The sequence below is a fragment of the Citrobacter sp. CK188 genome (assembly GCF_030333525.1).
Lineage (GTDB): Bacteria > Pseudomonadota > Gammaproteobacteria > Enterobacterales > Enterobacteriaceae > Citrobacter_B > Citrobacter_B koseri.
Window position 1 is genome coordinate 430,375 of the sequence record NZ_JAOWFU010000036.1, and the last position, 24,706, is coordinate 455,080.

General features: G+C 53.8%; 28 protein-coding genes. 17 read left to right on the forward strand and 11 right to left on the reverse strand.

Translation table 11 applies throughout. The annotated features are described in order from the left end of the window. Window positions 1-67: 67 nt before the first annotated feature. Complete coding sequence (gene ulaG, locus OGV67_RS19540) at window positions 68-1,132, reverse strand: L-ascorbate 6-phosphate lactonase (RefSeq protein ID WP_024130791.1); 1,065 nt, start codon at window positions 1,130-1,132, stop codon at window positions 68-70. A gap of 363 nt (window positions 1,133-1,495) precedes the next feature. On the opposite strand from ulaG, the gene ulaA reads away from it, so the two are divergent. Genes ulaA through OGV67_RS19570 form a run of 6 tightly spaced genes read left to right on the forward strand, consistent with a single transcriptional unit; the run spans window position 1,496 to window position 5,905 of the window. Further along, window positions 1,496-2,893 carry a PTS ascorbate transporter subunit IIC gene (gene ulaA / locus OGV67_RS19545; RefSeq protein WP_012134419.1) on the forward strand — a complete coding sequence of 466 codons (1,398 nt, stop codon included), beginning with the start codon at window positions 1,496-1,498 and terminating at the stop codon, window positions 2,891-2,893. Window positions 2,894-2,908: 15 nt separating this feature from the next. Beyond that, window positions 2,909-3,214, forward strand: coding sequence for a PTS ascorbate transporter subunit IIB (gene ulaB / locus OGV67_RS19550; RefSeq protein ID WP_024130790.1), 306 nt, complete (start codon window positions 2,909-2,911; stop codon window positions 3,212-3,214). A gap of 9 nt (window positions 3,215-3,223) precedes the next feature. Continuing rightward, the gene (gene ulaC, locus OGV67_RS19555; protein ID WP_012134416.1) at window positions 3,224-3,691 is read left to right on the forward strand and encodes a PTS ascorbate transporter subunit IIA; all 468 of its coding nucleotides are present in this window, start codon (window positions 3,224-3,226) and stop codon (window positions 3,689-3,691) included. A gap of 13 nt (window positions 3,692-3,704) precedes the next feature. Further along, complete coding sequence (ulaD, locus tag OGV67_RS19560) at window positions 3,705-4,355, forward strand: 3-keto-L-gulonate-6-phosphate decarboxylase UlaD (protein WP_115615210.1); 651 nt, start codon at window positions 3,705-3,707, stop codon at window positions 4,353-4,355. 9 nt (window positions 4,356-4,364) lie between these two features. Then, window positions 4,365-5,219: an L-ribulose-5-phosphate 3-epimerase gene (locus OGV67_RS19565; RefSeq protein ID WP_012134413.1), complete on the forward strand. Its 855-nt coding sequence runs from the start codon at window positions 4,365-4,367 to the stop codon at window positions 5,217-5,219. Then, window positions 5,219-5,905 (forward strand): L-ribulose-5-phosphate 4-epimerase, encoded by a 687-nt coding sequence (locus OGV67_RS19570; RefSeq protein WP_012134412.1) that lies wholly within the window; start codon window positions 5,219-5,221, stop codon window positions 5,903-5,905. Before OGV67_RS19565 ends, OGV67_RS19570 begins: the two co-directional genes overlap by 1 nt. Window positions 5,906-6,039: 134 nt before the next feature. Here OGV67_RS19570 and yjfY read toward each other — a convergent pair whose 3' ends face one another. Beyond that, window positions 6,040-6,315: a DUF1471 family protein YjfY gene (gene yjfY, locus OGV67_RS19575; protein ID WP_024130788.1), complete on the reverse strand. Its 276-nt coding sequence runs from the start codon at window positions 6,313-6,315 to the stop codon at window positions 6,040-6,042. A gap of 333 nt (window positions 6,316-6,648) precedes the next feature. Here yjfY and rpsF point away from each other — a divergent pair, with 333 nt between their 5' ends. From rpsF to OGV67_RS19600, 5 genes are all read left to right on the forward strand, one after another. Continuing rightward, complete coding sequence (rpsF, locus tag OGV67_RS19580) at window positions 6,649-7,044, forward strand: 30S ribosomal protein S6 (RefSeq protein ID WP_012134408.1); 396 nt, start codon at window positions 6,649-6,651, stop codon at window positions 7,042-7,044. 6 nt (window positions 7,045-7,050) lie between these two features. Further along, entirely contained in the window at window positions 7,051-7,365 is a 315-nt protein-coding gene (gene priB, locus OGV67_RS19585) for a primosomal replication protein N (protein ID WP_012134407.1), read from the forward strand. Window positions 7,366-7,369: 4 nt separating this feature from the next. Then, entirely contained in the window at window positions 7,370-7,597 is a 228-nt protein-coding gene (gene rpsR / locus OGV67_RS19590; protein ID WP_000135199.1) for a 30S ribosomal protein S18, read from the forward strand. Between the two features lie 41 nt (window positions 7,598-7,638). After that, entirely contained in the window at window positions 7,639-8,088 is a 450-nt protein-coding gene (gene rplI / locus OGV67_RS19595) for a 50S ribosomal protein L9 (RefSeq protein WP_012134405.1), read from the forward strand. 138 nt (window positions 8,089-8,226) lie between these two features. Then, the gene (locus OGV67_RS19600; RefSeq protein WP_012134404.1) at window positions 8,227-9,156 is read left to right on the forward strand and encodes a DMT family transporter; all 930 of its coding nucleotides are present in this window, start codon (window positions 8,227-8,229) and stop codon (window positions 9,154-9,156) included. Between the two features lie 88 nt (window positions 9,157-9,244). Here the strand turns inward: OGV67_RS19600 and OGV67_RS19605 are convergent, their stop codons facing one another. Then, complete coding sequence (locus OGV67_RS19605; RefSeq protein ID WP_115615209.1) at window positions 9,245-9,895, reverse strand: OapA family protein; 651 nt, start codon at window positions 9,893-9,895, stop codon at window positions 9,245-9,247. Window positions 9,896-10,114: 219 nt separating this feature from the next. Here OGV67_RS19605 and bamJ point away from each other — a divergent pair, with 219 nt between their 5' ends. After that, window positions 10,115-10,735, forward strand: a complete 621-nt coding sequence (gene bamJ / locus OGV67_RS19610) for a BamJ family beta-barrel-assembly machinery protein (RefSeq protein WP_024130787.1) — start codon at window positions 10,115-10,117, stop codon at window positions 10,733-10,735. 309 nt (window positions 10,736-11,044) lie between these two features. Beyond that, window positions 11,045-12,454 carry a D-serine/D-alanine/glycine transporter gene (gene cycA / locus OGV67_RS19615; protein WP_012134401.1) on the forward strand — a complete coding sequence of 470 codons (1,410 nt, stop codon included), beginning with the start codon at window positions 11,045-11,047 and terminating at the stop codon, window positions 12,452-12,454. A 79-nt stretch (window positions 12,455-12,533) separates the two neighbouring features. Here the strand turns inward: cycA and ytfE are convergent, their stop codons facing one another. Further along, entirely contained in the window at window positions 12,534-13,196 is a 663-nt protein-coding gene (gene ytfE, locus OGV67_RS19620) for an iron-sulfur cluster repair protein YtfE (protein WP_012134400.1), read from the reverse strand. Between the two features lie 245 nt (window positions 13,197-13,441). Here ytfE and OGV67_RS19625 point away from each other — a divergent pair, with 245 nt between their 5' ends. Next, complete coding sequence (locus tag OGV67_RS19625; protein ID WP_115615208.1) at window positions 13,442-14,995, forward strand: methyl-accepting chemotaxis protein; 1,554 nt, start codon at window positions 13,442-13,444, stop codon at window positions 14,993-14,995. Window positions 14,996-15,058: 63 nt separating this feature from the next. Here OGV67_RS19625 and OGV67_RS19630 read toward each other — a convergent pair whose 3' ends face one another. The 3 genes from OGV67_RS19630 to OGV67_RS19640 all read right to left on the reverse strand — a co-directional run bounded on the left by OGV67_RS19630 (window position 15,059) and on the right by OGV67_RS19640 (window position 17,855). Further along, the gene (locus OGV67_RS19630) at window positions 15,059-16,024 is read right to left on the reverse strand and encodes a DMT family transporter (protein WP_115615207.1); all 966 of its coding nucleotides are present in this window, start codon (window positions 16,022-16,024) and stop codon (window positions 15,059-15,061) included. 76 nt (window positions 16,025-16,100) lie between these two features. Continuing rightward, complete coding sequence (locus OGV67_RS19635; protein ID WP_047459432.1) at window positions 16,101-16,925, reverse strand: AraC family transcriptional regulator; 825 nt, start codon at window positions 16,923-16,925, stop codon at window positions 16,101-16,103. An 81-nt stretch (window positions 16,926-17,006) separates the two neighbouring features. Then, window positions 17,007-17,855, reverse strand: a complete 849-nt coding sequence (locus OGV67_RS19640) for an SDR family oxidoreductase (protein WP_115615206.1) — start codon at window positions 17,853-17,855, stop codon at window positions 17,007-17,009. Between the two features lie 89 nt (window positions 17,856-17,944). Here OGV67_RS19640 and OGV67_RS19645 point away from each other — a divergent pair, with 89 nt between their 5' ends. Beyond that, the gene (locus tag OGV67_RS19645) at window positions 17,945-18,325 is read left to right on the forward strand and encodes a winged helix-turn-helix transcriptional regulator (RefSeq protein ID WP_115615205.1); all 381 of its coding nucleotides are present in this window, start codon (window positions 17,945-17,947) and stop codon (window positions 18,323-18,325) included. Window positions 18,326-18,413: 88 nt separating this feature from the next. Here OGV67_RS19645 and OGV67_RS19650 read toward each other — a convergent pair whose 3' ends face one another. Next, entirely contained in the window at window positions 18,414-20,357 is a 1,944-nt protein-coding gene (locus OGV67_RS19650; protein WP_115615204.1) for a bifunctional 2',3'-cyclic-nucleotide 2'-phosphodiesterase/3'-nucleotidase, read from the reverse strand. Window positions 20,358-20,547: 190 nt separating this feature from the next. Here OGV67_RS19650 and cysQ point away from each other — a divergent pair, with 190 nt between their 5' ends. Further along, window positions 20,548-21,288 (forward strand): 3'(2'),5'-bisphosphate nucleotidase CysQ, encoded by a 741-nt coding sequence (gene cysQ, locus OGV67_RS19655; protein ID WP_012134392.1) that lies wholly within the window; start codon window positions 20,548-20,550, stop codon window positions 21,286-21,288. On the opposite strand, the gene OGV67_RS19660 is transcribed toward cysQ, so the two are convergent. Beyond that, window positions 21,285-21,842, reverse strand: a complete 558-nt coding sequence (locus OGV67_RS19660) for a YtfJ family protein (protein WP_115615203.1) — start codon at window positions 21,840-21,842, stop codon at window positions 21,285-21,287. The genes cysQ and OGV67_RS19660 overlap by 4 nt on opposite strands. A 325-nt stretch (window positions 21,843-22,167) precedes the next feature. On the opposite strand from OGV67_RS19660, the gene OGV67_RS19665 reads away from it, so the two are divergent. Further along, window positions 22,168-22,374, forward strand: a complete 207-nt coding sequence (locus tag OGV67_RS19665) for a DUF1107 domain-containing protein (RefSeq protein WP_004857160.1) — start codon at window positions 22,168-22,170, stop codon at window positions 22,372-22,374. An 81-nt stretch (window positions 22,375-22,455) separates the two neighbouring features. On the opposite strand, the gene paeA is transcribed toward OGV67_RS19665, so the two are convergent. Continuing rightward, the gene (gene paeA, locus OGV67_RS19670) at window positions 22,456-23,799 is read right to left on the reverse strand and encodes a polyamine export protein PaeA (protein WP_012134390.1); all 1,344 of its coding nucleotides are present in this window, start codon (window positions 23,797-23,799) and stop codon (window positions 22,456-22,458) included. A gap of 151 nt (window positions 23,800-23,950) precedes the next feature. After that, complete coding sequence (gene msrA / locus OGV67_RS19675) at window positions 23,951-24,589, reverse strand: peptide-methionine (S)-S-oxide reductase MsrA (RefSeq protein ID WP_024130782.1); 639 nt, start codon at window positions 24,587-24,589, stop codon at window positions 23,951-23,953. Between the last annotated feature and the right edge of the window lie 117 nt (window positions 24,590-24,706).

Genomic DNA, 24,706 nt, shown 5'->3' on the forward strand with positions numbered 1-24,706 from the left:
TGAAATAGCCTGAAAATACTAAAGTAAATATAGAAAAATGCCGGGAAAACCCGGCATCGGAGAACAATTACAGGAAGGATTTGAACGGTAAATCCGGTTCCATCGTGAAGCAGTCATCAAAACCACGCGGGTAGTGATATTCAAAGTTGTCTTTATCCAGTGGCCAGGTGAACTTACCGCCAACCTGCCAGATAAACGGCTTGAAGCCATACTTCAGGCGATCTTTTTTCATTTCCCACAGAACGCGGATTTCCTGTGGATCGGCCTGGAAGTTCGACCAGATATCATGGTGGAACGGAATCACGACTTTCGTGTTCAGCGCTTCCGCCATACGCAGCATGTCGGCGCTGGTCATCTTGTCGGTGATGCCACGCGGGTTCTCGCCATAGGAGCCGAGCGCCACGTCGATCTGATGCTCATTGCCGTGCTTCGCATAGTAGTTGGAGTAGTGGGAGTCGCCGCTGTGATACAGCGTACCGCCCGGCGTTTTGAACAGGTAGTTCACCGCGCGCGCATCCATGCCGTCCGGCAGTACGCCCGCCGCCTTTTGATCGGCCGGAAGCGTGATGAGCGCAGTACGATCAAACGCATCAAGCGCATGAATTTCGATGTCTTTCACTTTTACAACATCGCCTGGTTTGACCACGATGCAGCGCTCTTTCGGCACGCCCCAGCCAATCCACAGGTCAACGCAGGTTTGCGGCCCGATGAAAGGCACATCGTCAGCGCAGTTTTGCATCACCGCTGCGGCGACGTTGACGTCGATATGATCGTTATGATCGTGAGTGGCCAGCACGGCATCGATCTGGCGAATCGCGAAAGGATCGAGAACAAACGGCGTGGTGCGCAGGTTCGGCTGCAATTTCTTCACCCCTGCCATGCGCTGCATCTGATGGCCCGTTTTCATCAACGGATTGCCGTGGCTTTGTTTGCCGGTGCCGCACCAGAAATCAACGCATACGTTGGTGCCGCCTTCTGATTTCAGCCAGATGCCGGTGCAACCGAGCCACCACATAGCAAATGTGCCGGGCGCGACCTGTTCCTGTTCGATCTCTTCATTCAGCCAGCTTCCCCACTCAGGAAAGGTGCTCAGGATCCATGATTCACGCGTGATACTTTTCACTTTACTCATCGCATTTACCTTCATGTTTGTTCAAATTGAATCAGTGTGTGATTGGTTTTGATTAATCCTGACATTATTTTTTCAAGATGGCAACGGCATATTTTTGCTTGTGAAGGGCGGTCTGGAAGTAAAGGAGAACGTAATGAAGGGCGTATAACTATTGAAATTAAATATATCTATTTGATTAAAATGAGTTTTATTGATGACTGGTTAATGTCGAGTTAATCCTTTTCTGAAGTGTGGGAATTATTTGCGTGGTGCGTCACAATTAATCAAATTCAATCTTGTTGTGATTACTTTTGAAAATTAGAGTGGTGACACAACAACCTGAGCGTACGCAGAGCTCAGCAACTTCGTCTACTGGAGATCGTTATGGAGATCCTCTACAACATCTTTACCGTTTTCTTTAACCAGGTTATGACCAATGCTCCGCTGCTACTGGGTATTGTCACCTGTCTGGGCTATATCCTCCTACGCAAAAGTGTCAGCGTTATTATCAAAGGTACGATAAAAACCATTATTGGTTTCATGTTATTACAGGCAGGGTCCGGCATCCTGACCAGTACCTTTAAGCCCGTCGTGGCGAAGATGTCTGAGGTGTATGGCATCAATGGCGCGATTTCTGATACTTACGCCTCCATGATGGCGACGATCGAACGCATGGGCGACGCCTACAGTTGGGTCGGGTATGCCGTGCTGTTAGCGCTGGCATTGAATATCGGCTACGTGCTGCTGCGCCGGATTACCGGGATTCGCACCATCATGCTTACCGGGCATATCATGTTCCAGCAGGCGGGGCTGATCGCGGTGTTCTTCTACATCTTCGGTTATCCGATGTGGACCACCATTATCTGCACGGCGGTTCTGGTGTCCCTGTATTGGGGGATCACCTCCAATATGATGTATAAGCCGACGCAGGAAGTCACAGACGGCTGTGGTTTCTCCATTGGTCACCAGCAACAGTTTGCCGCATGGCTGGCGTATAAAGTCGCGCCATATCTCGGTAAAAAAGAAGAGAGCGTTGAAGATCTCAAACTGCCCGGCTGGCTGAATATCTTCCACGACAATATCGTCTCCACGGCAATTGTCATGACCATCTTCTTCGGCGCGATCCTGCTCTCTTTTGGCCTGGATGTGGTTCAGGCGATGGCGGGTAAAACGCACTGGTCTATCTATATCCTGCAAACCGGCTTCCAGTTCGCCGTCGCTATTTTCATCATCACGCAGGGCGTGCGCATGTTTGTCGCCGAACTGTCCGAAGCATTTAACGGTATCTCTCAGCGTCTGATCCCCGGTGCTGTGCTGGCGATTGACTGTGCGGCGATTTATAGCTTCGCGCCGAACGCGGTGGTCTGGGGCTTTATGTGGGGCACGATTGGTCAGCTGATCGCCGTTGGTATCCTGGTAGGTTGCGGTTCCTCCATTCTGATCATCCCTGGCTTTATCCCAATGTTCTTCTCTAACGCCACGATTGGCGTGTTCGCTAACCACTTTGGCGGCTGGCGCGCGGCGCTCAAGATTTGCCTGGTTATGGGCATGATCGAAATCTTTGGCTGCGTCTGGGCGGTGAAACTGACCGGTATGAGCGCCTGGATGGGAATGGCGGACTGGTCGATTCTGGCGCCTCCGATGATGCAAGGCTTCGTCAGCATCGGGCTGATGTTTATGAGCGTCATGATACTGATTTCACTGGCTTATATGTTCTTCGCAGGGCGCACATTGCGCGCTGAAGAAGATGCAGAAAAACAACTGGCAGAACACTCTGCTTAATAAGGAGTTCCGATTATGACCGTACGTATTCTGGCTGTTTGTGGTTGTGGGCAAGGCAGTTCAATGATCATGAAAATGAAAGTTGACCAGTTTCTGACGCAGCAGGGCGTTGCGCACACGGTAAATAGCTGCGCGGTGGGTGAGTACAAAAGTGAGCTGAACGGCGCGGACATCATTATTGCCTCGACGCACGTCGCCAGCGAAATCACCGTTTCCGGTAATAAATATGTGGTGGGCGTGCGCAATATGCTTTCCGCCGCTGATTTTGGTCCGAAACTGATGGAAGTGATCAAAGAGCACTTTCCGAACGACCTGAAATAAGGACGCAGCATGAAATTACGTGATTCGCTGGCGGAGAATAAGTCCATTCGCCTGAATGCAGAAGCGAGCACCTGGCAGGAGGCGGTGAAAATCGGCGTAGACCTGCTGGTGGAAGCAGATGTTGTGGAGCCGCGTTACTACCAGGCCATTCTTGATGGCGTAGAGCGTTTTGGTCCGTATTTTGTGATTGCGCCAGGCCTGGCGATGCCGCATGGCCGCCCGGAAGAGGGTGTCAAAAAAACCGGCTTCGCGCTGGTGACGCTGAAAACGCCGATGGTCTTCAATCACGAAGATAATGACCCGGTCGATATCCTCATCACGCTGGCGGCAGTGGATGCCCGCGCGCATCAGGAAGACGGCATCATGCAAATCGTCAACCTGTTTGAAGATGAAGCCAACTTTGACCGTTTACGCGCCTGCCGTACCGAGCAGGATGTGCTGGATTTAATTGATAACGCCACTGCGGCGGCAGTTTAAGTAAGGAATAGAAATGTCATTACCTATGTTGCAAGTTGCGCTGGATAACCAGACGCTGTCCCACGCTTACGAAACGACCCGCCTGATCGCGGAAGAAGTCGATATTATCGAAGTTGGCACCATCCTGTGCGTGGGTGAAGGCGTACGTGCGGTACGCGATCTGAAAGCGCTTTATCCGCATAAGATCGTGCTGGCTGACGCCAAAATTGCGGACGCGGGGAAAATTCTCTCTCGTATGTGCTTTGAAGCCAACGCGGATTGGGTGACGGTTATCTGCTGCGCGGATATCAACACCGCCAAAGGCGCGCTGGAAGTGGCGCAAGAGTTTAACGGCGATGTGCAGATTGAACTGACCGGCTACTGGACCTGGGAGCAGGCGCAGGAGTGGCGCGATGCGGGGATCCAGCAGGTGGTTTATCACCGTAGCCGTGATGCACAGGCCGCTGGCGTGGCCTGGGGCGAAGCGGATATCAGCGCGATCAAACGTCTCTCTGATATGGGCTTTAAAGTGACCGTGACTGGCGGCCTGGCGCTGGAAGATCTGCCGCTGTTTAAGGGCATTCCAATCCATGTCTTTATTGCTGGTCGCAGCATTCGCGACGCCGCCTCTCCGGTTGGAGCCGCGCGTCAGTTCAAACGTTCTATCGCCCAGTTGTGGGGATAAGGAGCGGATATGCTGTCTAAACAGACTCCGCTTGGCATCTACGAAAAAGCGCTCCCCGCCGGGGAGTGCTGGTTGGATCGCCTGCGGCTGGCGAAAGAACTGGGCTTCGATTTCGTTGAAATGTCTGTCGATGAAACCGATGCCCGCCTGGCGCGCCTCGACTGGAACCGTGAGCAGCGCCTGGCGCTGGTGAGTGCTATCGCTGAGACCGGCGTGCGGGTGCCGTCCATGTGCCTGAGCGCGCATCGTCGCTTTCCGTTGGGCAGCGAAGATGATGCTGTACGTGCGCAAGGGCTGGAGATCATGCGTAAAGCCATTCAGTTTGCGCAGGATATCGGTATTCGCGTCATCCAGCTTGCGGGTTACGACGTGTACTATCAGGAAGCCAACAATGAAACGCGCCGTCGTTTTCGTGATGGGCTGAAAGAGAGCGTCGAGATGGCAAGCCGTGCCCAGGTCACGCTGGCGATGGAGATCATGGATTATCCTCTGATGAACTCCATCAGCAAAGCGTTGGGTTATGCGCACTATCTTAATAACCCGTGGTTCCAGCTTTATCCTGATATCGGCAACCTGTCAGCCTGGGATAACGATGTGCAGATGGAGTTGCAGGCTGGAATGGGGCATATCGTCGCGGTTCATGTCAAAGATACGAAGCCAGGCGTGTTCAAGAATGTGCCGTTTGGTGAAGGTGTCGTTGATTTTGAACGCTGTTTCGCCACGCTCAAGCAGAGTGGGTATTGCGGGCCATACCTGATTGAGATGTGGAGTGAAACGTCGGACGATCCGGCGCGTGAGGTGGCGAAAGCGCGTGATTGGGTGAAAGCGCGTATGGCCAGCGCCGGTCTGGTGGAGACAGCATAATGCAAAAACTCAGGCAGCACGTTTTTGAAGCCAATATGGATTTGCCGCGTTATGGCCTGGTGACTTTTACCTGGGGCAACGTCAGCGCGATCGACAGGGAGCGCGGGCTGGTGGTCATTAAGCCTAGCGGGGTGGCTTATGAAACCATGAAAGCGGACGATATGGTGGTGGTGGATCTCCAGGGCAATGTGGTGGAAGGGCAGTGGCGGCCTTCTTCCGATACCGCCACGCATCTGGCGCTGTACCGTCGTTACCCTTCGCTGGGCGGCATCGTGCACACGCACTCTACGCATGCCACGGCGTGGGCGCAGGCAGGGCTGGCGATCCCGGCGCTGGGCACGACCCATGCGGACTACTTCTTTGGCGATATCCCCTGTACCAGGGCGTTAACCGAAGAAGAAGTGCAGGGTGAATATGAGCTGAACACCGGTCATGTGATTATCGAAACGCTGGGTGACGGTCAGCCGCTGCATACGCCTGGCGTCGTGGTGTATCAGCATGGGCCGTTCGCCTGGGGCAAAGATGCGCATGACGCCGTGCATAATGCGGTGGTGATGGAAGAGGTCGCGCGGATGGCATGGATTGCTCGCGGTATCAATCCGGCGCTCAGCCCGATCGACGATTATTTAATGAATAAACATTTTATGCGTAAGCATGGGCCTGACGCCTATTACGGACAAAAGTAAGACACGTGCCCTGGAATCATTACTTCCTTCGGGATGTTACCGGCCTGATTCCGGGGCCGCTTTTGCCATAAAAAAGCCCCCGGTGAAGGGGGCAAGTCAAACTATGGCAATGTTCTCGTTGGTTTTTCCTGGTGCTAGCGATAAATATCCGCGCTGGCGCGCATGTTGCCGTTACTTCCCGGTTCCCGGGTCAGGATGGCGTGGTAGTACGTTGCGCCTCGCGCATCTGTCTCTTCATTCAATGCCTGATCTGCTTCACTTTCAGTGGCGAAGTTATGGTTTATATAAATCACGCCTAAGCTCTGCACATCATCCATATTTCGTGCCTGGTGATTATCGATTTTGATGGCTGCCATCGCGTTTGCACTGAGCAAAAGCGCAGCCAGAAGGGTCATAACACGCGCTCGCATACTGTACCTCCTCGACTGCTGTGTCTGGTTAGCAATATCTCCTGTAAGTGAATTGCTTCTGATTTAATTTTAATCGCTACCAGCGAAGTCGATAGCGACCATTTCTGATGCAGTTGTTCAAAAAATTGGCGCGATGCCATGTGATTAATTTTAAATCACATGGTTAACCTGTCTTTGCGCTTCGTGTGAATTTTTGCGCAATCAACTTGTGTTTCCTCATGGGCGCAAGTATTATGACGCGTCATTTTTCAGCCGACCTTTAACACGTTCCTTGCCTCCCCGGGATTCGGCTGACCCAGACAGGAGGCTGAATAATCCGTAAGGAGCAATTCGATGCGTCATTACGAAATCGTTTTTATGGTCCATCCTGACCAGAGCGAACAGGTTCCGGGCATGATCGAGCGCTACACTGGTGCAATCACTGGTGCAGAAGGCAAGATCCACCGTCTGGAAGACTGGGGCCGCCGTCAGCTGGCTTACCCGATCAACAAACTGCACAAAGCTCACTACGTTCTGCTGAACGTTGAGGCGCCGCAGGAAGTGATCGATGAGCTGGAAACTAACTTCCGCTTCAACGATGCCGTTATCCGTAGCATGGTAATGCGTACTAAGCACGCTGTTACCGAAGCATCTCCGATGGTTAAAGCGAAAGACGAGCGCCGTGAGCGTCGCGATGATTTCGCAAACGAAACCGCAGATGATGCAGATGCTGGGGATTCTGAAGAGTAATTTCTGATGACCAACCGTCTGGCGTTGTCCGGCACCGTGTGCAGGATGCCCCTTCGAAAGGTCAGTCCATCAGGAATTCCGCACTGCCAGTTCGTGCTTGAGCATCGTTCTGTGCAGGAGGAAGCCGGGTTTCACCGGCAGGCGTGGTGTCAAATGCCCGTTATTGTTAGCGGACACGAAAACCAGGCCATTACTCACAGTATAACGGTCGGCAGCCGCATAACCGTTCAGGGGTTCATCTCTTGCCACAAGGCAAAGAACGGTCTGAGCAAAATGGTTCTGCATGCCGAGCAGATTGAATTGATAGATTCTGGAGACTAGCCATATGGCACGTTATTTCCGTCGTCGCAAGTTCTGCCGTTTCACCGCGGAAGGCGTTCAAGAGATCGACTATAAAGATATCGCTACGCTGAAAAACTACATCACCGAAAGCGGTAAGATTGTCCCAAGCCGTATCACCGGTACCCGTGCAAAATACCAGCGTCAGCTGGCTCGCGCTATCAAACGCGCTCGCTACCTGTCCCTGCTGCCGTACACTGATCGTCATCAGTAATCGGCCACGGTCCATTAATACGACTTTGAGAGGATAAGGTAATGCAAGTTATTCTGCTTGATAAAGTAGCAAACCTGGGTAGCCTGGGTGATCAGGTTAACGTTAAAGCGGGCTACGCTCGTAACTTCCTGGTACCACAGGGTAAAGCTGTTCCTGCTACCAAGAAAAACGTTGAGTTCTTCGAAGCACGTCGCGCTGAACTGGAAGCTAAACTGGCTGACGTTCTGGCTGCTGCAAATGCACGCGCAGAGAAAATCAACGCCCTGGAAACCGTAACCATCGCGTCCAAAGCTGGCGACGAAGGTAAACTGTTCGGTTCCATCGGTACTCGCGACATCGCTGACGCTGTAACAGCAGCTGGCGTTGAAGTGGCTAAGAGCGAAGTTCGTCTGCCGAACGGCGTTCTGCGTACCACTGGTGAGCACGAAGTGAACTTCCAGGTTCACAGCGAAGTATTCGCTAAACTGACTGTAAACGTAGTAGCTGAATAAGTTTTATTCTTCTATCGCGTAAAAACGCCGGCCTTGTGCTGGCGTTTTGCTTTTCTGCCCCCCTGTTTTTCGCACTGGCTATTCTTTACCCTTTTCGGGATAATAAAAAATAAAACATTATTTCAAAGTGGTGATGGAATGGAGATAACCCACCAGCAACCCCTGTTCGCGCGTAAAAACGTTGTCTATCTGGGGGCGGCATTTTGTTGTCTGTTATGGGGAAGCGCCTACCCGGCGATAAAAAGCGGGTATGAGATCTTTCAGATTGCGACAGATGATATCCCGTCAAAAATTGTCTTTGCCGGATACCGTTTCTTGTTCGCGGGGTTATTGCTGCTGTTGCTGGCGATGGCGCAGCGTAAACCGATCGGCCGCTTAAGCCCGCGCCAGTTTGGTCAACTGACCCTGCTGGGGCTGACGCAAACCTCGCTGCAATATATCTTTTTCTATATCGGTCTGGCGTTCACCACGGGCGTGAAAGGATCGATCATGAATGCCACAGGCACTTTTTTTAGCGTGCTGCTGGCGCACTTCATCTACCAGAACGACAAACTGAGCTACAACAAAACCCTCGGCTGTATTCTTGGCTTTGCCGGAGTGATGGTGGTGAACTTCAACAGCGGGCTGATGGATTTCAGCTTTAGCCTGTTGGGTGATGGCTCCGTGGTGCTGGCTGCTTTTATTCTTTCTGCCGCGACCCTTTACGGTAAACGTATTTCGCAGACGGTTGACCCAACGGTGATGACGGGCTATCAGCTTGGCATCGGCGGCCTGGCGCTGGTGATTGGCGGCTATGCCTTCGGCGGCTCGCTCTCCGTGCACGGCCTCTCTTCTGTGGCGATTCTGGGCTATCTGACGCTGCTCTCGTCTGTTGCTTTTGCGCTGTGGAGCATTTTGCTCAAGTACAACCGCGTCGGGATGATTGCGCCGTTTAACTTCCTGATTCCGGTTTCCGGTGCGGTGCTGTCGGCGATTTTCCTCGGCGAAAATATTTTTGAATTGAAATATGCGGTTGCGTTGGTGCTGGTGTGTTCGGGGATCTGGTGGGTGAACAAGGTGAAGCGGTAACGCCTGATGGCGCTACCGCTTATCAGGCCTGCAATCGCGGGTGCCGTAGGCCGGATAGGGCGACGCCGCCATCCGGCAATTTGCGCGCTTAACGGGCGCGAATAAAGCTGCCGTTTGGCTGACGGGTAAACAGAACCTGTTGGTCATTACCGGTATCGATGGTCAATCCTGTCACCACGCCATTCGCATTCTGGCGGATCTGCACCATCTGGCCATCTTTCAGATTGCTCAGGGGCTTGCCTGCGCCTTCAACCTGCGCCATCGCGTAAACGTCCGTTGGCGGCAGGCCGTGGTCACGGAACAACTGCGCCAGCGTTTTACCTGACTCCACGCGATAGGAACGCCACTGCTGGTCAATTCCCCCGTTCTGCTGGAAAGGCTGTGTTTGCGGCTGGGATTGCTGCGTCTGCGGCGGTTCTTCCGGTTGGCCTTCCTGGATGGGTTCCGGCGCCACGGGGGCGACCTGTCCCGGATCGTTTTGCGGGGCGACCAGTTGCGCCTGAAGTTCGGCTTCCGTCGGCGGTTGCGACTGTGACTGGATATCTGTCTGGACATTACGCGTGACGACGGGCGTATCGCGGGTATCATTCGAGGGAAGCAGAAAACCGACCACCAGCATGATAGCGGCAATAATAATGCCACGGCGATGCATAGGCGGCAGCGGGTCCATGATGCGAAAATTGTCCGGTGCATGCCAGATTTTCGCCAGGGTTGGTTTTAGTTCAAAGCGCCCGGGCATGGCTTTCCTCCTGCTCCGCGTCTCGTTCCTCAATCATAGAGTATAGATGCCTAACGCTATGATGTTCGTAGTTATACCCGCTTTCGTGACATCAGCATGGGTTATTCTTATTGTTTCTTTTTCCCCGCGATTTGTCATCTCTTCCCGAGACAAAGTTTTACCGGAAGAGACGTGGCTGTTATGCTGCCCGCTACTTTACCTCCGATGAAAGGAAATATGATGGCAACCCCGACTTTTGACACTATCGAAGCGCAAGCAAGCTACGGCATTGGTTTACAGGTAGGGCAGCAGCTGAGCGAATCCGGTCTGGAAGGTCTGTTGCCTGAAGCGCTGGTGGCAGGTATCGCTGATGCGCTGGAAGGCAAACACCCGGCAGTGCCTGTTGATGTGGTGCATCGCGCGCTGCGTGAAATTCACGAACGTGCGGATGCAGTACGTCGCGAACGTTTCCAGGCAATGGCGGCAGATGGCGTCAAATATCTGGAAGAAAACCGTGAGAAAGAGGGGGTGAACAGCACCGAATCCGGTCTGCAATTCCGCGTGATCACCCAGGGTGAAGGCGCGATTCCGGCGCGTACTGACCGTGTACGCGTACACTACACCGGCAAACTGATCGACGGCACCGTCTTTGACAGCTCCGTTGCGCGCGGTGAACCGGCTGAATTCCCGGTGAACGGCGTGATCCCTGGCTGGATTGAAGCGCTGACCCTGATGCCGGTTGGTTCCAAATGGGAACTGACTATCCCTCAGGAACTGGCCTACGGCGAGCGTGGCGCGGGCGCGTCCATTCCTCCGTTCAGCACTCTGGTGTTTGACGTAGAACTGCTGGAAATCCTGTAAGCAGTGACTTCTGTTCCCCTCTTTGTTGGGGGGAACAGAAAATATGCAAGAAAACCGTAAGTTAGCCAGATGTCGATATTTTATCTTGCAAATGTAGCTATTGCGTGTATTTTTGTGAGCTAATTCGCGTTGCCAGAGTGATATGACACTCACTTTAAACATATAATTAACATTATATCTAAATCTTAGTATTCATCCCGCCGATTCTTACCTAATATCGATGAGTCCTGATAACAGGATCGTCGTATCATATGACGCACTAAAGGCCGCAGAGCCTGCACAACACAGACAGGTACAGGAAGAAAAAACATGGTAGATCAGGTAAAAGTCGTTGCCGACGAACAGGCACCGGCTGAACAGTCGCTACGGCGCAATCTCACAAACCGTCATATTCAGCTTATTGCGATTGGCGGCGCCATCGGCACCGGCTTATTTATGGGTTCCGGTAAAACGATCAGCCTCGCCGGGCCGTCGATCATTTTCGTTTATATGATCATCGGTTTTATGCTCTTTTTCGTCATGCGGGCAATGGGTGAATTGCTGCTCTCGAATCTGGAATATAAATCCTTCAGTGATTTCGCTTCCGACCTGCTCGGGCCGTGGGCGGGATATTTCACCGGCTGGACTTACTGGTTCTGCTGGGTGGTCACCGGGATGGCGGACGTCGTTGCGATTACCGCCTATGCGCAGTTTTGGTTCCCCGGCCTTTCCGACTGGGTCGCCTCGCTGGCGGTCGTTGTTCTGCTGCTGAGCCTTAACCTTGCGACCGTGAAAATGTTCGGCGAGATGGAGTTCTGGTTCGCGATGATCAAGATTGTCGCTATCGTGGCGCTGATCGTCGTCGGTCTGGTGATGGTTATGATGCACTTCAAATCACCGACCGGGGTTGAAGCGTCGTTTACTCATCTGTGGAATGATGGCGGCTGGTTCCCGAAAGGGATCAGCGGCTTCTTTGCGGGCTTCCAGATAGCGGTATTCGCGTTCGTGGGGATTGAGCTGGTGGGCACCACCGCCGCAGAGACCAAAGACCCGGAGAAATCCCTGCCGCGCGCGATTAACTCAATCCCGATTCGTATCATCATGTTCTACGTTTTTGCGCTGATCATCATTATGTCGGTCACGCCGTGGAGCTCGGTAGTACCAACCAAAAGCCCGTTTGTTGAGCTGTTTGTACTGGTAGGACTGCCGGCCGCCGCCAGCCTGATTAACTTCGTGGTGCTGACGTCTGCGGCCTCTTCCGCCAACAGCGGCGTGTTCTCTACCAGCCGTATGCTGTTTGGTCTGGCGCAAGAGGGTGTGGCGCCGAAAGCGTTCGCTAAATTGTCTAAGCGCGCGGTACCGGCGAAAGGGCTGACCTTCTCCTGTATCTGTCTGCTGGGCGGCGTGGTGATGCTGTACATCAATCCGAGCGTGATTGGCGCGTTCACCATGATCACGACGGTGTCGGCTATTCTGTTCATGTTTGTCTGGACCATCATTCTCTGCTCGTACCTGGTGTACCGTAAGCAGCGTCCGCACCTGCATGAGAAGTCCATCTATAAGATGCCGCTTGGTAAGCTGATGTGCTGGGTGTGTATGGCGTTCTTCGTCTTTGTGCTGGTACTGCTGACGCTGGAAGATGATACCCGTCAGGCGCTGATCGTCACGCCGCTGTGGTTTATTGCGCTGGGGCTGGGCTGGCTGTTTATCGGTAAGAAACGTATGGCAGGAGTGCGTTAATCTTGATGCCCGGTGGCGCAAAGCTTACCGGGCCTACGGATTGTAGGCCGGATAAGCGTTAGCGCCATCCGGCAACACATCATTCCCCGGCCAGTGCGCGCGGGAACAAGACGTTGTTTTCCAGACTGATGTGCTCCATCAGATCGTCAATCATTTCATTAATGCCGTTGTACATCGCTTTCCAGGTGGTGCAGGCTTCTGGCGGCGGCGTGACGTTGTTGGTGGTGTGTTTGATCACTTCCAGCAATTCGCCAGCGTCATCGTGTTCGCTTTCCATGACGCTAATCGGGCCCATTGCCTGGCTTCCCATGCCTTGTTTGATCATCGGGAACAGGATCTGCTCCTCTTTCATCATGTGGCTGGAAAGTTCCTGATGCAGCATAGTCAGGTATTTCGCCAGACCTTTCGGTACGCTGGGTTTGTCTGCGTGAACGCGTTCCACTTTGGTGGCTTGCAGGATCAGCTCCGGCAGTTGCTCGCGGTGTCTGTCGTGGTAGCGCACGATAATGTGGTCGATAATTTCGGCCAACGGCGCGGTACGCCAGTCCTTCTCAATCGGTTGTTCAGCCAACTGTGCCAGTTCTGCTTCAATGGCTTCTACATCCAGCTCTTTACGTGCAGCAGCGCGCGCGAGCGTCTGCTTACCACCGCAGCAGTAATCCATATCGTACTTACGAAACAGCGCCGAGGCGCGAGGAATAGAGAGCGCCAGTTCACCTAAAGGTTGATCGCGAAAAGACATAGCCGTTACCTCATTCTCAATAATATAAGATGTATTTTAAATACATCTTTAAGCCGAAGATATAACCCTTTTGGGTCAGAATAAAATGTGATGACCATCACAAAAAAATGTTTGTGCCTTAACGTGCTGAATCTTATTGAAAAGGGCAGGAATACGCGCGGCAAACCGCCGGACAAAATTAAATATGCCGGCGGCACTGCCGATAGTTAGACCTCTGACAATACCTGCATAGTAAAAGGCAACAAATGTTCAAACGAATCAAAGTTATAACCTTACTGATTATCGTGTTACTCGCCCTCGGCGCGATGCAGCTTATTTCGGCGGGCGTTTTTATCAGCGCGCTTAATAACGATAAGCAAAATTTTACCGTATCGCAGCGTTCCAGCCAGAACGTCGCGGAGTTTACCGATGCCTGGATCAGCCTGAACCAGGCGCGCGTCACGCTTAACCGCGGCATGTTGCGCCTGCAAAGCAGCATGGCCAATGAGATCAACGGCGGTCAGCTAAATGAACTGGTGAAGACGGCGAATACCCTGCTGGCTGATGCGCAGCGTCATTACGATAAATATTACGCGCTGCCAGAAACGCCGGGGCTGGATGAACACCTGGCCGACCGTCTGGAAGAGCAGTATGGCATCTACTCCGCGACGCTGGCGAAAATGAATACCTTCCTTGCCGCAGGACAACTGGAAGAGATGTTCAAACAGAATGCGGAACAAAAACAGACGGCGATGCAGGACGTGTACCTGGAATGGCGTGCTGCCCAGGCCGAACTGACGAACGCGGGCATTCAACAAAATGAACAGGACTACCAGCGCATTCTGTGGATTCTGGCGGCCGTTATGCTGGCGGTTGTCGCGGTGATCGTGATTAGCTGGCTGGCAATGCAGCGTGTCTTACTTAAACCGTTACATGATGTTATGGAACATATCCGCCATATTGCGGCAGGCGACCTGACGCGCAATATCCATACCGAAGGCAGTAATGAAATGGCGCTGCTGGCGCATAACGTACATGAGATGCAGCAGGCGCTGGCGAACACGGTCAGCGTGGTACGTGAAGGCGCTGACACGATCTATACCGGTGCGGGTGAAATTGCGACAGGCAGTAGCGATCTCTCTTCGCGTACTGAACAGCAGGCCGCATCGCTGGAAGAGACTGCCGCCAGTATGGAACAACTCACCGCAACCGTGAGACAGAACGCCGACAACGCGCGCCAGGCGTCCAGCCTGGCGAAAAATGCCTCTGAGACGGCGCAAAAGGGCGGCAACGTAGTGGACGGCGTTGTGCGCACGATGGATGAAATTGCCACCAGCTCCAGCAAAATCGCGCAGATCACCAGCGTTATCGACGGTATCGCATTCCAGACCAATATCCTGGCGCTGAACGCGGCGGTGGAAGCCGCTCGCGCGGGCGAACAGGGCCGTGGCTTCGCGGTGGTCGCTGGCGAGGTGCGCACGCTGGCGCAGCGTAGCGCGCAGGCGGCGAAAGAGATCAAAACGCTGATTGATGACTCCGGTAATCGGGTCAGCGCGGGTTCCGCGCTGGTGCATGAAGCGGGGGAAACGATGGTGGAAATTGTCAGTGCGGTAACGCGTGTGACCGACATCATGGGGGAGATTGCCTCTGCATCTGATGAACAAAGTCGCGGCATTGACCAGGTTGGCCTGGCGGTGGCGGAGATGGATCGCGTGACGCAGCAGAACGCCGCGCTGGTGGAAGAGTCGGCGACTGCCGCCGTAGCGCTTGAAGAGCAGGCGGCACGTCTGACCCAGACGGTAGCGGTGTTTAAAGTTTAACCTCTGCTCCGGCCTACAGGATAATATCTTGTCGGCCGGATTAGCGCAGCGCCATCCGGCACATTATGATTGTGAAACCACGACGACGCCGGGTTTCTGCGGCCTGGCTCTGACGGCTATCACCACCCCAACAATCAGCAGCGCAATGCCGCTTACCGTCAGCAGCGGTGGAAATTCCTGGCGCAGTATAAAGGTGTACAACAGGCCAGCCAGCGTTTCGAACACGATCAAGGGCCCCAGAATCACCGTCGGCAGCTTTTGACTGGCGACGTTCCAGCATAGCGCCCCCACCCATGAACAGAGCACGGCAATGGCGACCATCAGGGCGACAAAGACATCCGGCCGGGGGCCAAAGGGGAGAGGAAAGCCGGGCATCTGCTTACCCAACCAGATGCAGGCCGCGACATAACCCAGCAGCGAAACGGGAAGCGTCACTAGCGCCTGTGCTGTTGCCCACATCATCGGATGTTTATCCGGGTTTTCCCGCAGCCAGCGGGCATTACGCAACGCGTACCATGCCCAGCACACAACGGAAACCAGCGCCAGCGCGATACCTGAACCGTAGCGCCAGCCGCTAAACTCCGGCAGCCCCTGATTCAGCTCCGCAATATTGACGCACAGCAGGCCAACGCCGATGAGCGCCAGCGCAGGCGCCAGACGCCGCCAGGATAACTTACCATCTCGCTGGCTGTAGAGCAGGTTGGCAAACACCGGGATCACCACCGGCAACGTGCCGATGATCATGGTGGAAACAGGGGCTCCCGTGCGCTGGATAGCGCTCGCCAGGCAGGCGTAATAGATCAGATTGCCCATCATCGTCAGCGCGAGTGCGGTTATCCAGTCTTTGCGCGTCAACTGGCGCAGGCGCGCACGCCCCAGCCACGCCAGGGGCACAGCAATTAACCCCAGCGCCAGATAGCGCCCCATCGACTGCAATACCGCCGGATACTCCGGTACGATCAACGGTCCGACAAAAATCAGTCCCCACATTAACCCTGCCATCAGGGCATACAACACGCCGCTAATCATCGTTGATATCCACATCGTTTCACATTGCGAAAAGTGTAGGCAGGAGAAATGCGCCAGTATTGTATGAGATTGCGCATTAGCGCGGATAAACCTGTTTTTGATAGCGCACTGGCGTAATGCCGTAGCGATGGGTAAAGGCGCGCGTGAGATGAGATTGATCGGTTAGCCCGGTGGCGGCCGCCACATCCGCTGCGGGCATCCCGAGCGTGAGAAACGCCTTTGCCCGCCACAGACGGATCGCCATCAGCATTTGGTGCGGCGTAACGTGGAAATGAGCCTTGAACTGACGCTGAAAATGCCAGGGGCTTAATGAGGCGACCCGCGCCAGTTCGTCAAGCGTGACCGGATGCATGTAGTTGTCGTGCAGATAGTCCCGCACGCGCTCAAAGCGATGCCCGCCTTCCCGCACTTCCGGCGCATGGCGCGCCAGCGGCTGGAAGGTGTCGATCAGATCGAGCAGCAGCCCTTTTTGCGCCAGCGGATCGTCGGTATGCCACAGGCCGTGGATCAGCGTGCAGATCTGGCGTGAGCGTAGCGGATCGTGGCGCGTGACCTCATGAAACCACCAGTGACGAACCCCGGTCACTTCTTCCAGCAGATCGGGATCGAGATAAATCATCCGATAGCGCCAGCCGTCGGCGGTTTCCGCTTCGCCGGTATGCAGCTCATCGGGATTCATGGTGACAACGGAGTGAACGGGGGCAACGTACTGCGTGCCGCGATAGCGGAAGCGTTCGGCGCCGGCTTCAATTGCGCCGATACCGAAGGCTTCGTGGGTGTGAGGTTCGAAAGCGTAACGCGAGATATGCGCATGATACAGCTCAACCCCCGGCACCTGCGCCAGATGGCGAAAGCGGGCGCTGTCTTTCTCATCGCTAAACTGTTCGGGTACGCCTTGCACGTTGTCTCTCCCTGAAAGCCATCTGTTCATTATCAGAGATGGCCAGCAGGGATGCCACAACAATTAACCTGTTTTTAACACTTACAGGATGCTTTTGACGCTTTCCGCCAGCGAGGTTGTCGGGCGACCGATCAGTGCGCTCAGAGTATGGCTGTCGTCAAACAGGCCGCCTTTTGCGGCGCCCGCGTCAGAATCAGCCAGCATATCCGCCAGACCCGCTGGCAGGCCCACGCCTTTCAGCGCGGCGGCGAAATCGGCTTCATTCAGGTTCTGATAGACGACCTTTTTCCCGCTCTGTTTTGCCAGTTCGGCGGCTAACTGGCTCAGCGTCCAGCCTTCGTCGCCTGCCAGTTCATACACTTTACCGGCATGGCCTTCTTCGCTGATGACGCGAGCGGCTGCGGCAGCGTAATCGGCACGGGTTGCGGAGGCGATTTTGCCTTCTCCGGCCGCGCCGATAAAGACGCCGTGCTCCAGGGCCGCTGGCGCGCTCGCCAGGTAATTTTCGGTGTACCAGCCGTTGCGCAGCAGGGCGTAAGGAATGCCTGAATCCGCCAGCATTTTTTCGGTTTCCACATGTTCAACATGCAGGCCCAGCGGGGAACGGTCTGCGTGCAGCAGGCTGGTATAGGCAATGAATTTCACGTTTGCGGCTATTGCCGCGTTAACCACGTTGCGGTGCTGAGCGGCACGTTGCCCGACTTCGCTTGATGAGATCAGCAGCAATCTGTCGATGCCCTGCAACGCTGCCGTGAACGCGGCTTCGTCGCTGTAGTCTGCCTGGCGTACGGTAACGCCCAGTCGGGTTAGCGCGTCAGCTTTCGCGGGGTTACGGACAATCGCCGCAATCTGGCTGGCAGGAACGGTTTTCAGTAAGGTATCGATAACGTGTTGGCCCAGTTGGCCGGTCGCGCCGGTAATTGCAATCATGGGGGATCTCCCTGTGTTCGTCTTGTGTTTCATTAAGCTAGCACTTAAACTTACTTTTAGTAAGTACGTACAAAAAGGTAAGTGTAAAGATGACGAACCCGACGCTTTCTCAGCAGCTTCGCGATGGCAATTTGTTTGCCGAGCAGTGTCCTTCTCGCGAGGTGTTAAAGCATGTCACCAGCCGCTGGGGCGTATTAATTCTCGTGGCACTGCGTGATGGAACGCACCGCTTCAGCGATTTACGCCGCAAGATGGGCGGCGTGAGTGAAAAAATGCTGGCGCAGTCATTGCAGGCGCTGGAGCAGGATGGATTTATTCATCGGGTGTCGTACCCGGTGGTACCGCCGCATGTGGAGTACAGTCTGACGACGCTGGGTGAACAGGTGAGTGAGAAGGTCGCCGTGCTGGCAGACTGGATCGAACTCAATTTGCCGCAGGTGCTGGCACAGCGGAAAGAGCGAGCGGCATAACGGCTTGCCGGATGGCGCTGCGCTTATCCGGCCTACGGCATGTCGATCGCGTAGGCCGGGTAAGGCGAAGCCGCCACCCGGCGTGGTTTTACTTACTCAAATCCAGCTGATAAATCGCAAAGCCGATGTCATCGGTAGCGACTTTATTCATCGGATATTGTCCCTTCTCTTTGATAAACGCGGCAGCCTTGTCGGACGGCGAGGTTTCGAAGCGGATATCCAGTTTCGTGTCGCTGTGAACTGGCGCCAGACGCCAGTTGTTGTCCGCCGCCGGGTGGATTTCCCCCGCACGCTTCGACTCCGCGCCAATCCACGCCGCCAGCACGGAGCGGTTCTCATCCGGTGATGCAAAGGCGATGTGGCTGTCGCCCGTACCGGCAAATTTGCCGCCGTAGGCGCGATAGTTATTGGTCGCGACCAGGAACATGGCGTTCGGATCGACAGGCTTGCCGTTGAAGGTCAGATTTTTAATACGTTCCGCTTGCGGATTCACCGTCTGGCATTCGCCGTCGTAGCGCGCAGGCTGCGACACATCAATCTGATACTCCACGCCGTCAATCACATCAAAGTTATAGGTGCGAAAACCGTCCCAGTTGATCAATGACTGCGGTTTACTGCTGTGGACATCAATCTGATTGAACTGCCCGGCGGAACATTCCAGCCACTCTTTTACCTCTTTGCCGCTGGCTTTTACGACGACCAGCGTATTCGGATAGAGGTAAAGATCGGCGGCGTTGCGGAAGGTAAGCTGACCTTTTTCCACTTCAACAAAGCTGGCAGGATCGTTTTTACGTCCACCGACTTTAAACGGCGCAGCGGCAGAGAGCACCGGCAGTTTCGCCAGATCCGGGTCGCCCTGAATAAAGTGTTCGACATACGCTTTCTGCGCGTTGTTCACCACCTGCACGGTAGGATCGTCCTGCACCAGCGCCAGGTAGCTGTACATGTTATCGGCGGACTTACCGATCGGTTTGCTAACGAACTCGCGGGTGGCATCGTGGTCGGCTTTCAGGATTCCCACCAGTTTTTTATCTTCTGCGGCCAGCGATTTTTTCGCGGCGGCATCGTAAATGGGCCGCGCTTCGGCTTTCGCATCGGTCACCTGCCATTTGCCGCTGTCGTTGTTGAGCACTAGATCCACCACGCCCAGATGATCGCCCCACATACCCGGCATGACCGCCGGTACTCCGTTAAGCGTACCTTTTGCAATATCCGCGCCGTTGATATCGGCAAAATCTTTGGAAGGGAAGACCGCGTGCGCATGGCCGAACATGATGGCGTCAACGCCGGGGACTTCGCTCAGGTAATACACGGAGTTTTCCGCCATCGTCTGGTACGGATCGGCAGAAAGCCCGGAGTGGGCAATCACCACCACAACGTCGGCGCCGTTGGCCCGCATCTCCGGCACATACTGACGAGCGGTTTCGGTAATGTCGTTGACGGTGACTTTGCCGCTCAGGTTGGCTTTATCCCAGGTCATAATCTGCGGAGGGACAAAACCGATATAGCCAATTTTCAGCGTCTGCGTGTTGCCCTCTTTATCGACCACGTTAGTCTCTTTGATCAGATAAGGCGTAAATAGCGGCTTTTTGGTCTTAACGTCGATGATATTGGCATTCACGTAAGGGAACTTCGCGCCCGCCAGCGCCTTATGCAGATAGTCCAGACCGTAGTTAAATTCATGGTTACCGAGGTTGCCGACCGCATAATCCAGCGTATTCAACGCCTTGTAGACAGGGTGAATATCACCGGCTTTCAGCCCCTTTGCTGCCATGTAATCGCCCAGCGGACTCCCCTGAATAAGATCGCCGTTATCGACCAGCACGCTATTTTTGACTTCATTTCTGGCGGCGTTAATTAAACTTGCTGTGCGTACCAGTCCGAATTTTTCGGTCGCTGTATCTTTGTAATAATCGAAATCCATCATGTTGCTATGCAAATCAGTGGTTTCCATAATCCGAAGATCGACGGTCGCCGCATTCACGCTGGCGGCGATCAGCGTGGCCAGGAGCGTTGCGCTAAACTTAATCATCAGGGGCATCCTTTTTTAGATCTGAAACACAAAAGAAAATGTATATAAGTCTTGTTGCTTACAGAACTGTGAATCATGACATGAATTCAGCCATTAAAACCGCAATCGCTATCACAGATGGCGGATTCATTTACGATGGGGTATAAGTAAAACAAAGAGTTAAACGCCACTGCCATAAACGAGGTGGAGAATGCTAGAACATGTATGCCAGCTTGCACGGAATGCGGGCGATGCCATTATGCAGGTCTACGATGGAATCAAACCGATTGAAATCACCAACAAGCAGGATGATTCTCCGGTTACTGCGGCGGATATTGCCGCCCACGCGGTGATACTGGAAGGGTTACAGGCGCTGACGCCGGATATCCCGGTTTTGTCGGAAGAAGATCCGCCCTCCTGGGATGTGCGCCAGCACTGGCAGCGCTACTGGCTGGTTGACCCGTTAGACGGCACCAAAGAGTTCATCAAACGTAACGGCGAGTTTACCGTCAATATTGCGCTGATTGATAAAGGTAAACCGATTCTGGGCGTGGTCTACGCGCCCGTCATGAAAGTGATGTACAGCGCTGCGGAAGGAAAAGCCTGGAAAGAAGAGTGCGGCGTGCGTAAACAGATTCAGGTGCGCGACGCGCGACCGCCGCTGGTGGTGATTAGCCGCTCCCATGCCGACAACGAGCTGCAAGAGTACCTGCAACAGCTGGGCGAACATCAGACGACCTCCATCGGCTCATCGCTGAAGTTTTGTCTGGTGGCGGAAGGGCAGGCGCAGCTGTATCCGCGCTTTGGGCCGACCTGCGTCTGGGACACTGCCGCAGGCCATGCCGTTGCCGCTGCGGCCGGGGCGCACGTTCACAACTGGCAGGGGAAACCCCTGGACTATACCCCGCGTGAATCGTTCCTTAACCCCGGCTTCCGGGTCTCTATCTACTAATTATTCAGCAACTTATGCAGCAGGGCGATCACCTGCTGCACCTCTGCCGGGCTTAACCCGCCGTCTTTGGCATACTGAATACGCCCGTCTTTATTGAGCACCACAATGGCGGAGCTCTCTTCTTCAAGCTGCCATGCCTTACGCGCCACGCCATTGCTGTCGACAATAAATTGTGACCACGGATAGAGTTTTTTATTGCTCTCGATGCTGCTGCGCACAAACATGCTGGTGCCCGGAATCGCGTCGTCGGTGTTGACGATAGTGGTCGTCTGGTAGCGGTCATGCGGGAGATTCGCGGATTTAATCGCTTCTATCAGCGCGGCATTTTTCTCTTTCGCTGACGTTCGCCCGGCGATGTGCTGCAACACTCGAACTTTCCCGGGGAGCTGCGCGCTATTCCAGCTTTTGTAGCTAAACTTGTTGTTATCAAGAATCAGTTCGCCGCGATCGGCGATCCCAATCGGTGATACGCGCTGATGGGTTTCAAAGTTATGCGCGGAGGCCATCATCGGCAGTAACAGGCACGACAGCGCCAGCAGTTTACGTAAGGTCATGGGGTTTCCTTCTTTATTTTTTGCAGGTGATCCGACCACTTGGGTCTGAGGTTTAATCATATGTGCGAATGATGCTTTTTCCCGCAAGCGTGATGCCAGTTTGCGGACGGGCGCACAAATCCTGCGAAAAATGAAGACTTATACTGAAGACAGCGAATCGGTGAATAGATAATTCTGAATAACTGTAATGAAAAGGTAAATAAACTTATACACACTGGAAACATCGTAGAGATAGTCTATAGTCATATGGCATTAAAATTTGCGCCTTAGAACAGCTGGGCCGAATGTGGCACCGCAAAGGCGTAACGCTCAGCAGGAGATAACAATGAAAATTTTCCAACGGTACAACCCGCTACAGGTGGCGAAGTACGTGAAGATCCTGTTCCGTGGACGGTTATATATCAAGGACGTTGGCGCTTTTGAGTTTGATAAGGGCAAGATTCTTATCCCAAAAGTGAAGGATAAGCAGCATTTGTCTGTGATGTCCGAAGTTAACCGTCAGGTTCTGCGTCTGCAAACTGAGATGGCTTAACCAAAGTGCTATGCAGTAGTTTAAAGTAGTATAAAAAAACGGCTCCCAATGGGAGCCGTTGATGTTTCCAGGGCCGGGCCTTTATGCCGGGCCTTCTTCTTTCTCTTTGCTATCCGGCAGTTTAGGGACCAGGATGCTGGTTTTAGTGTCGAGGCGCGTTACCAGTAGCTGATCGATACGGTAGTTGTCGATATCCACTACCTCAAATTTATAGCCCGAGAACTTCACCGAGTCGGTGCGTTTCGGGATTTTACGCAGCATAAACATCATAAAGCCGCCGATGGTCTCGTAGTTGCCGGACTGCGGGAACTCGTCGATATCCAGCACGCGCATGACGTCGTCAATCGGCGTTCCGCCGTCGATCAGCCAGGAGTTTTCATCGCGCGCCACGATTTGTTCTTCCAGACCCTGGCCGACCAGGTCGCCCATCAGCGTGGTCATCACGTCGTTCAGCGTGATAATCCCGACCACCAGCGCGTATTCGTTCATGATCACCGCGAAGTCTTCCCCCGCCGTCTTAAAGCTTTCCAGCGCTTCAGAGAGGGTCAGGGTGTCCGGCACGATTAATGTGTTGCGGATCTGCACGCCGCTGTTAAGCGCCATACTCTGGTTTGCCAGAACGCGGTTGAGCAGATCTTTAGAATCAACGTAGCCGATGATGTGGTCGATATCTTCATTACACACCAGGAATTTTGAGTGCGGATGTTCCGCGACTTTATTTTTCAGGCTTTGCTCATCTTCGTGCAGATCGAACCAGATGATGTTTTCACGCGACGTCATGGAGGACGGCACGGTACGCGATTCCAGCTCAAACACGTTTTCAATCAGCTCGTGTTCCTGCTTACGCAGCACGCCAGCAAGCGCCCCGGCTTCCACGACGGCGTAAATATCGTCCGAGGTGATATCGTCTTTACGTACCATCGGGATTTTAAACAGGCGGAAAATGCTGTTTGCCAGGCCGTTGAAGAACCACACTAAGGGGCGGAAAACGAACAGGCAGAAGCGCATCGGGTTGATGATACGCAAAGCCACGGCTTCTGGCGCAATCATACCGATGCGTTTCGGGGTTAAATCGGCGAACAGGATGAACATACCGGTAACTAACGAGAAGGAGAGCACGAAGCTTAACTGCTCGGAGAGTTCTGGCGACATATAGTTCGAGAACAACGAATGAAAGGCCGGAGAGAATGCGGCATCGCCGACGATACCGCCCAGAATGGCGACAGCGTTAAGGCCAATTTGCACCACGGTAAAAAACGTCCCGGGGTTTTCCTGCATTTTCAGGATGCGTTGCGCATTGATGTTGCCTTCATCAGCCAGCAACTTGAGTTTTATCTTTCGTGAAGCGGCAAGTGAGATCTCGGATATCGAGAAGAACGCACTCACAGCGATCAGGCAGAGTATAATTAAAATACTGTTTAACATATCTTATCCGACCGTTCAAGTCAGATCCTCGGAAGGGGAAGTTGATAAATCCGTGTGATATACACATTGAAAACCGGCCCGAAGGATGTGGGCCGGTAATTTCAGTCGCTAGTATAGCGTAAGGAACTGTAAAGCCGCCAGAGGCGCTGAATTAACCTTGCGGCGGTAAGCACACGCCGATCCCGCCAATGCCGCAATAGCCATACGGATTCTTGTGCAGATACTGCTGGTGATCGTCCTCGGCATAGTAAAACGGGGTGGCGGTGTTGATCTCGGTGGTGATGTGGCGATCGTCGTTTGCCGCAGTCATCGCGCTCTGGAAACGCGCCAGGCTGGCATGTGCGGCGGCGTTCTGCTCTGGCGTTAACGGATAAATCGCCGAGCGGTACTGCGTTCCGTGATCGTTGCCCTGCTGCATACCTTGCGCCGGATCGTGATTTTCCCAGAAGACCTGCAACAATTGTTCATAGCTGATAACCTGCGGATCGTAGACGACGCGTACCGCTTCGGCGTGGCCGGTTTGCCCGGAGCAGACTTCCCGGTAGGTTGGGTTTGGCGTATAGCCGCCGGTGTATCCCGCTGCGGTGCTGTAAACGCCGGGTAATTGCCAGAACAAACGCTCGACGCCCCAGAAGCAACCCATGGCGAAGAGGGCAATTTCCATCCCTTCGGGCACGTTTGTCATTGAGTGTCCGTTTACCGCATGTAAAGTTGCCACTGGCATCGGGGTATTGCGTCCAGGTAGGGCATCTGCTTGTGAAACAAGATGCTTTTTATCAAATAAACTCATGGGCCATTCTCCCGAAATCAGTAATTGGGGTTAAGGTTGTAACGAGACGCGTCTTTGCACACAATAGTTACAGTGAATGCGTCTAGAGTAAACATAAGAAATATTTGGGTTGTCGTC

Excerpts from the sequence above, each read along its gene's own strand:
- ulaG (WP_024130791.1), bottom strand. The coding sequence starts at position 1,132 with ATGAGTAAAGTGAAAAGTATCACGCGTGAATCATGGATCCTGAGCACC.
- ulaA (WP_012134419.1), top strand. The coding sequence starts at position 1,496 with ATGGAGATCCTCTACAACATCTTTACCGTTTTCTTTAACCAGGTTATG.
- ulaB (WP_024130790.1), top strand. The coding sequence starts at position 2,909 with ATGACCGTACGTATTCTGGCTGTTTGTGGTTGTGGGCAAGGCAGTTCA.
- ulaC (WP_012134416.1), top strand. The coding sequence starts at position 3,224 with ATGAAATTACGTGATTCGCTGGCGGAGAATAAGTCCATTCGCCTGAAT.
- ulaD (WP_115615210.1), top strand. The coding sequence starts at position 3,705 with ATGTCATTACCTATGTTGCAAGTTGCGCTGGATAACCAGACGCTGTCC.
- OGV67_RS19565 (WP_012134413.1), top strand. The coding sequence starts at position 4,365 with ATGCTGTCTAAACAGACTCCGCTTGGCATCTACGAAAAAGCGCTCCCC.
- OGV67_RS19570 (WP_012134412.1), top strand. The coding sequence starts at position 5,219 with ATGCAAAAACTCAGGCAGCACGTTTTTGAAGCCAATATGGATTTGCCG.
- yjfY (WP_024130788.1), bottom strand. The coding sequence starts at position 6,315 with ATGCGAGCGCGTGTTATGACCCTTCTGGCTGCGCTTTTGCTCAGTGCA.
- rpsF (WP_012134408.1), top strand. The coding sequence starts at position 6,649 with ATGCGTCATTACGAAATCGTTTTTATGGTCCATCCTGACCAGAGCGAA.
- priB (WP_012134407.1), top strand. The coding sequence starts at position 7,051 with ATGACCAACCGTCTGGCGTTGTCCGGCACCGTGTGCAGGATGCCCCTT.
- rpsR (WP_000135199.1), top strand. The coding sequence starts at position 7,370 with ATGGCACGTTATTTCCGTCGTCGCAAGTTCTGCCGTTTCACCGCGGAA.
- rplI (WP_012134405.1), top strand. The coding sequence starts at position 7,639 with ATGCAAGTTATTCTGCTTGATAAAGTAGCAAACCTGGGTAGCCTGGGT.
- OGV67_RS19600 (WP_012134404.1), top strand. The coding sequence starts at position 8,227 with ATGGAGATAACCCACCAGCAACCCCTGTTCGCGCGTAAAAACGTTGTC.
- OGV67_RS19605 (WP_115615209.1), bottom strand. The coding sequence starts at position 9,895 with ATGCCCGGGCGCTTTGAACTAAAACCAACCCTGGCGAAAATCTGGCAT.
- bamJ (WP_024130787.1), top strand. The coding sequence starts at position 10,115 with ATGGCAACCCCGACTTTTGACACTATCGAAGCGCAAGCAAGCTACGGC.
- cycA (WP_012134401.1), top strand. The coding sequence starts at position 11,045 with ATGGTAGATCAGGTAAAAGTCGTTGCCGACGAACAGGCACCGGCTGAA.
- ytfE (WP_012134400.1), bottom strand. The coding sequence starts at position 13,196 with ATGTCTTTTCGCGATCAACCTTTAGGTGAACTGGCGCTCTCTATTCCT.
- OGV67_RS19625 (WP_115615208.1), top strand. The coding sequence starts at position 13,442 with ATGTTCAAACGAATCAAAGTTATAACCTTACTGATTATCGTGTTACTC.
- OGV67_RS19630 (WP_115615207.1), bottom strand. The coding sequence starts at position 16,024 with ATGATTAGCGGCGTGTTGTATGCCCTGATGGCAGGGTTAATGTGGGGA.
- OGV67_RS19640 (WP_115615206.1), bottom strand. The coding sequence starts at position 17,855 with ATGATTGCAATTACCGGCGCGACCGGCCAACTGGGCCAACACGTTATC.
- OGV67_RS19645 (WP_115615205.1), top strand. The coding sequence starts at position 17,945 with ATGACGAACCCGACGCTTTCTCAGCAGCTTCGCGATGGCAATTTGTTT.
- OGV67_RS19650 (WP_115615204.1), bottom strand. The coding sequence starts at position 20,357 with ATGATTAAGTTTAGCGCAACGCTCCTGGCCACGCTGATCGCCGCCAGC.
- cysQ (WP_012134392.1), top strand. The coding sequence starts at position 20,548 with ATGCTAGAACATGTATGCCAGCTTGCACGGAATGCGGGCGATGCCATT.
- OGV67_RS19660 (WP_115615203.1), bottom strand. The coding sequence starts at position 21,842 with ATGACCTTACGTAAACTGCTGGCGCTGTCGTGCCTGTTACTGCCGATG.
- OGV67_RS19665 (WP_004857160.1), top strand. The coding sequence starts at position 22,168 with ATGAAAATTTTCCAACGGTACAACCCGCTACAGGTGGCGAAGTACGTG.
- paeA (WP_012134390.1), bottom strand. The coding sequence starts at position 23,799 with ATGTTAAACAGTATTTTAATTATACTCTGCCTGATCGCTGTGAGTGCG.
- msrA (WP_024130782.1), bottom strand. The coding sequence starts at position 24,589 with ATGAGTTTATTTGATAAAAAGCATCTTGTTTCACAAGCAGATGCCCTA.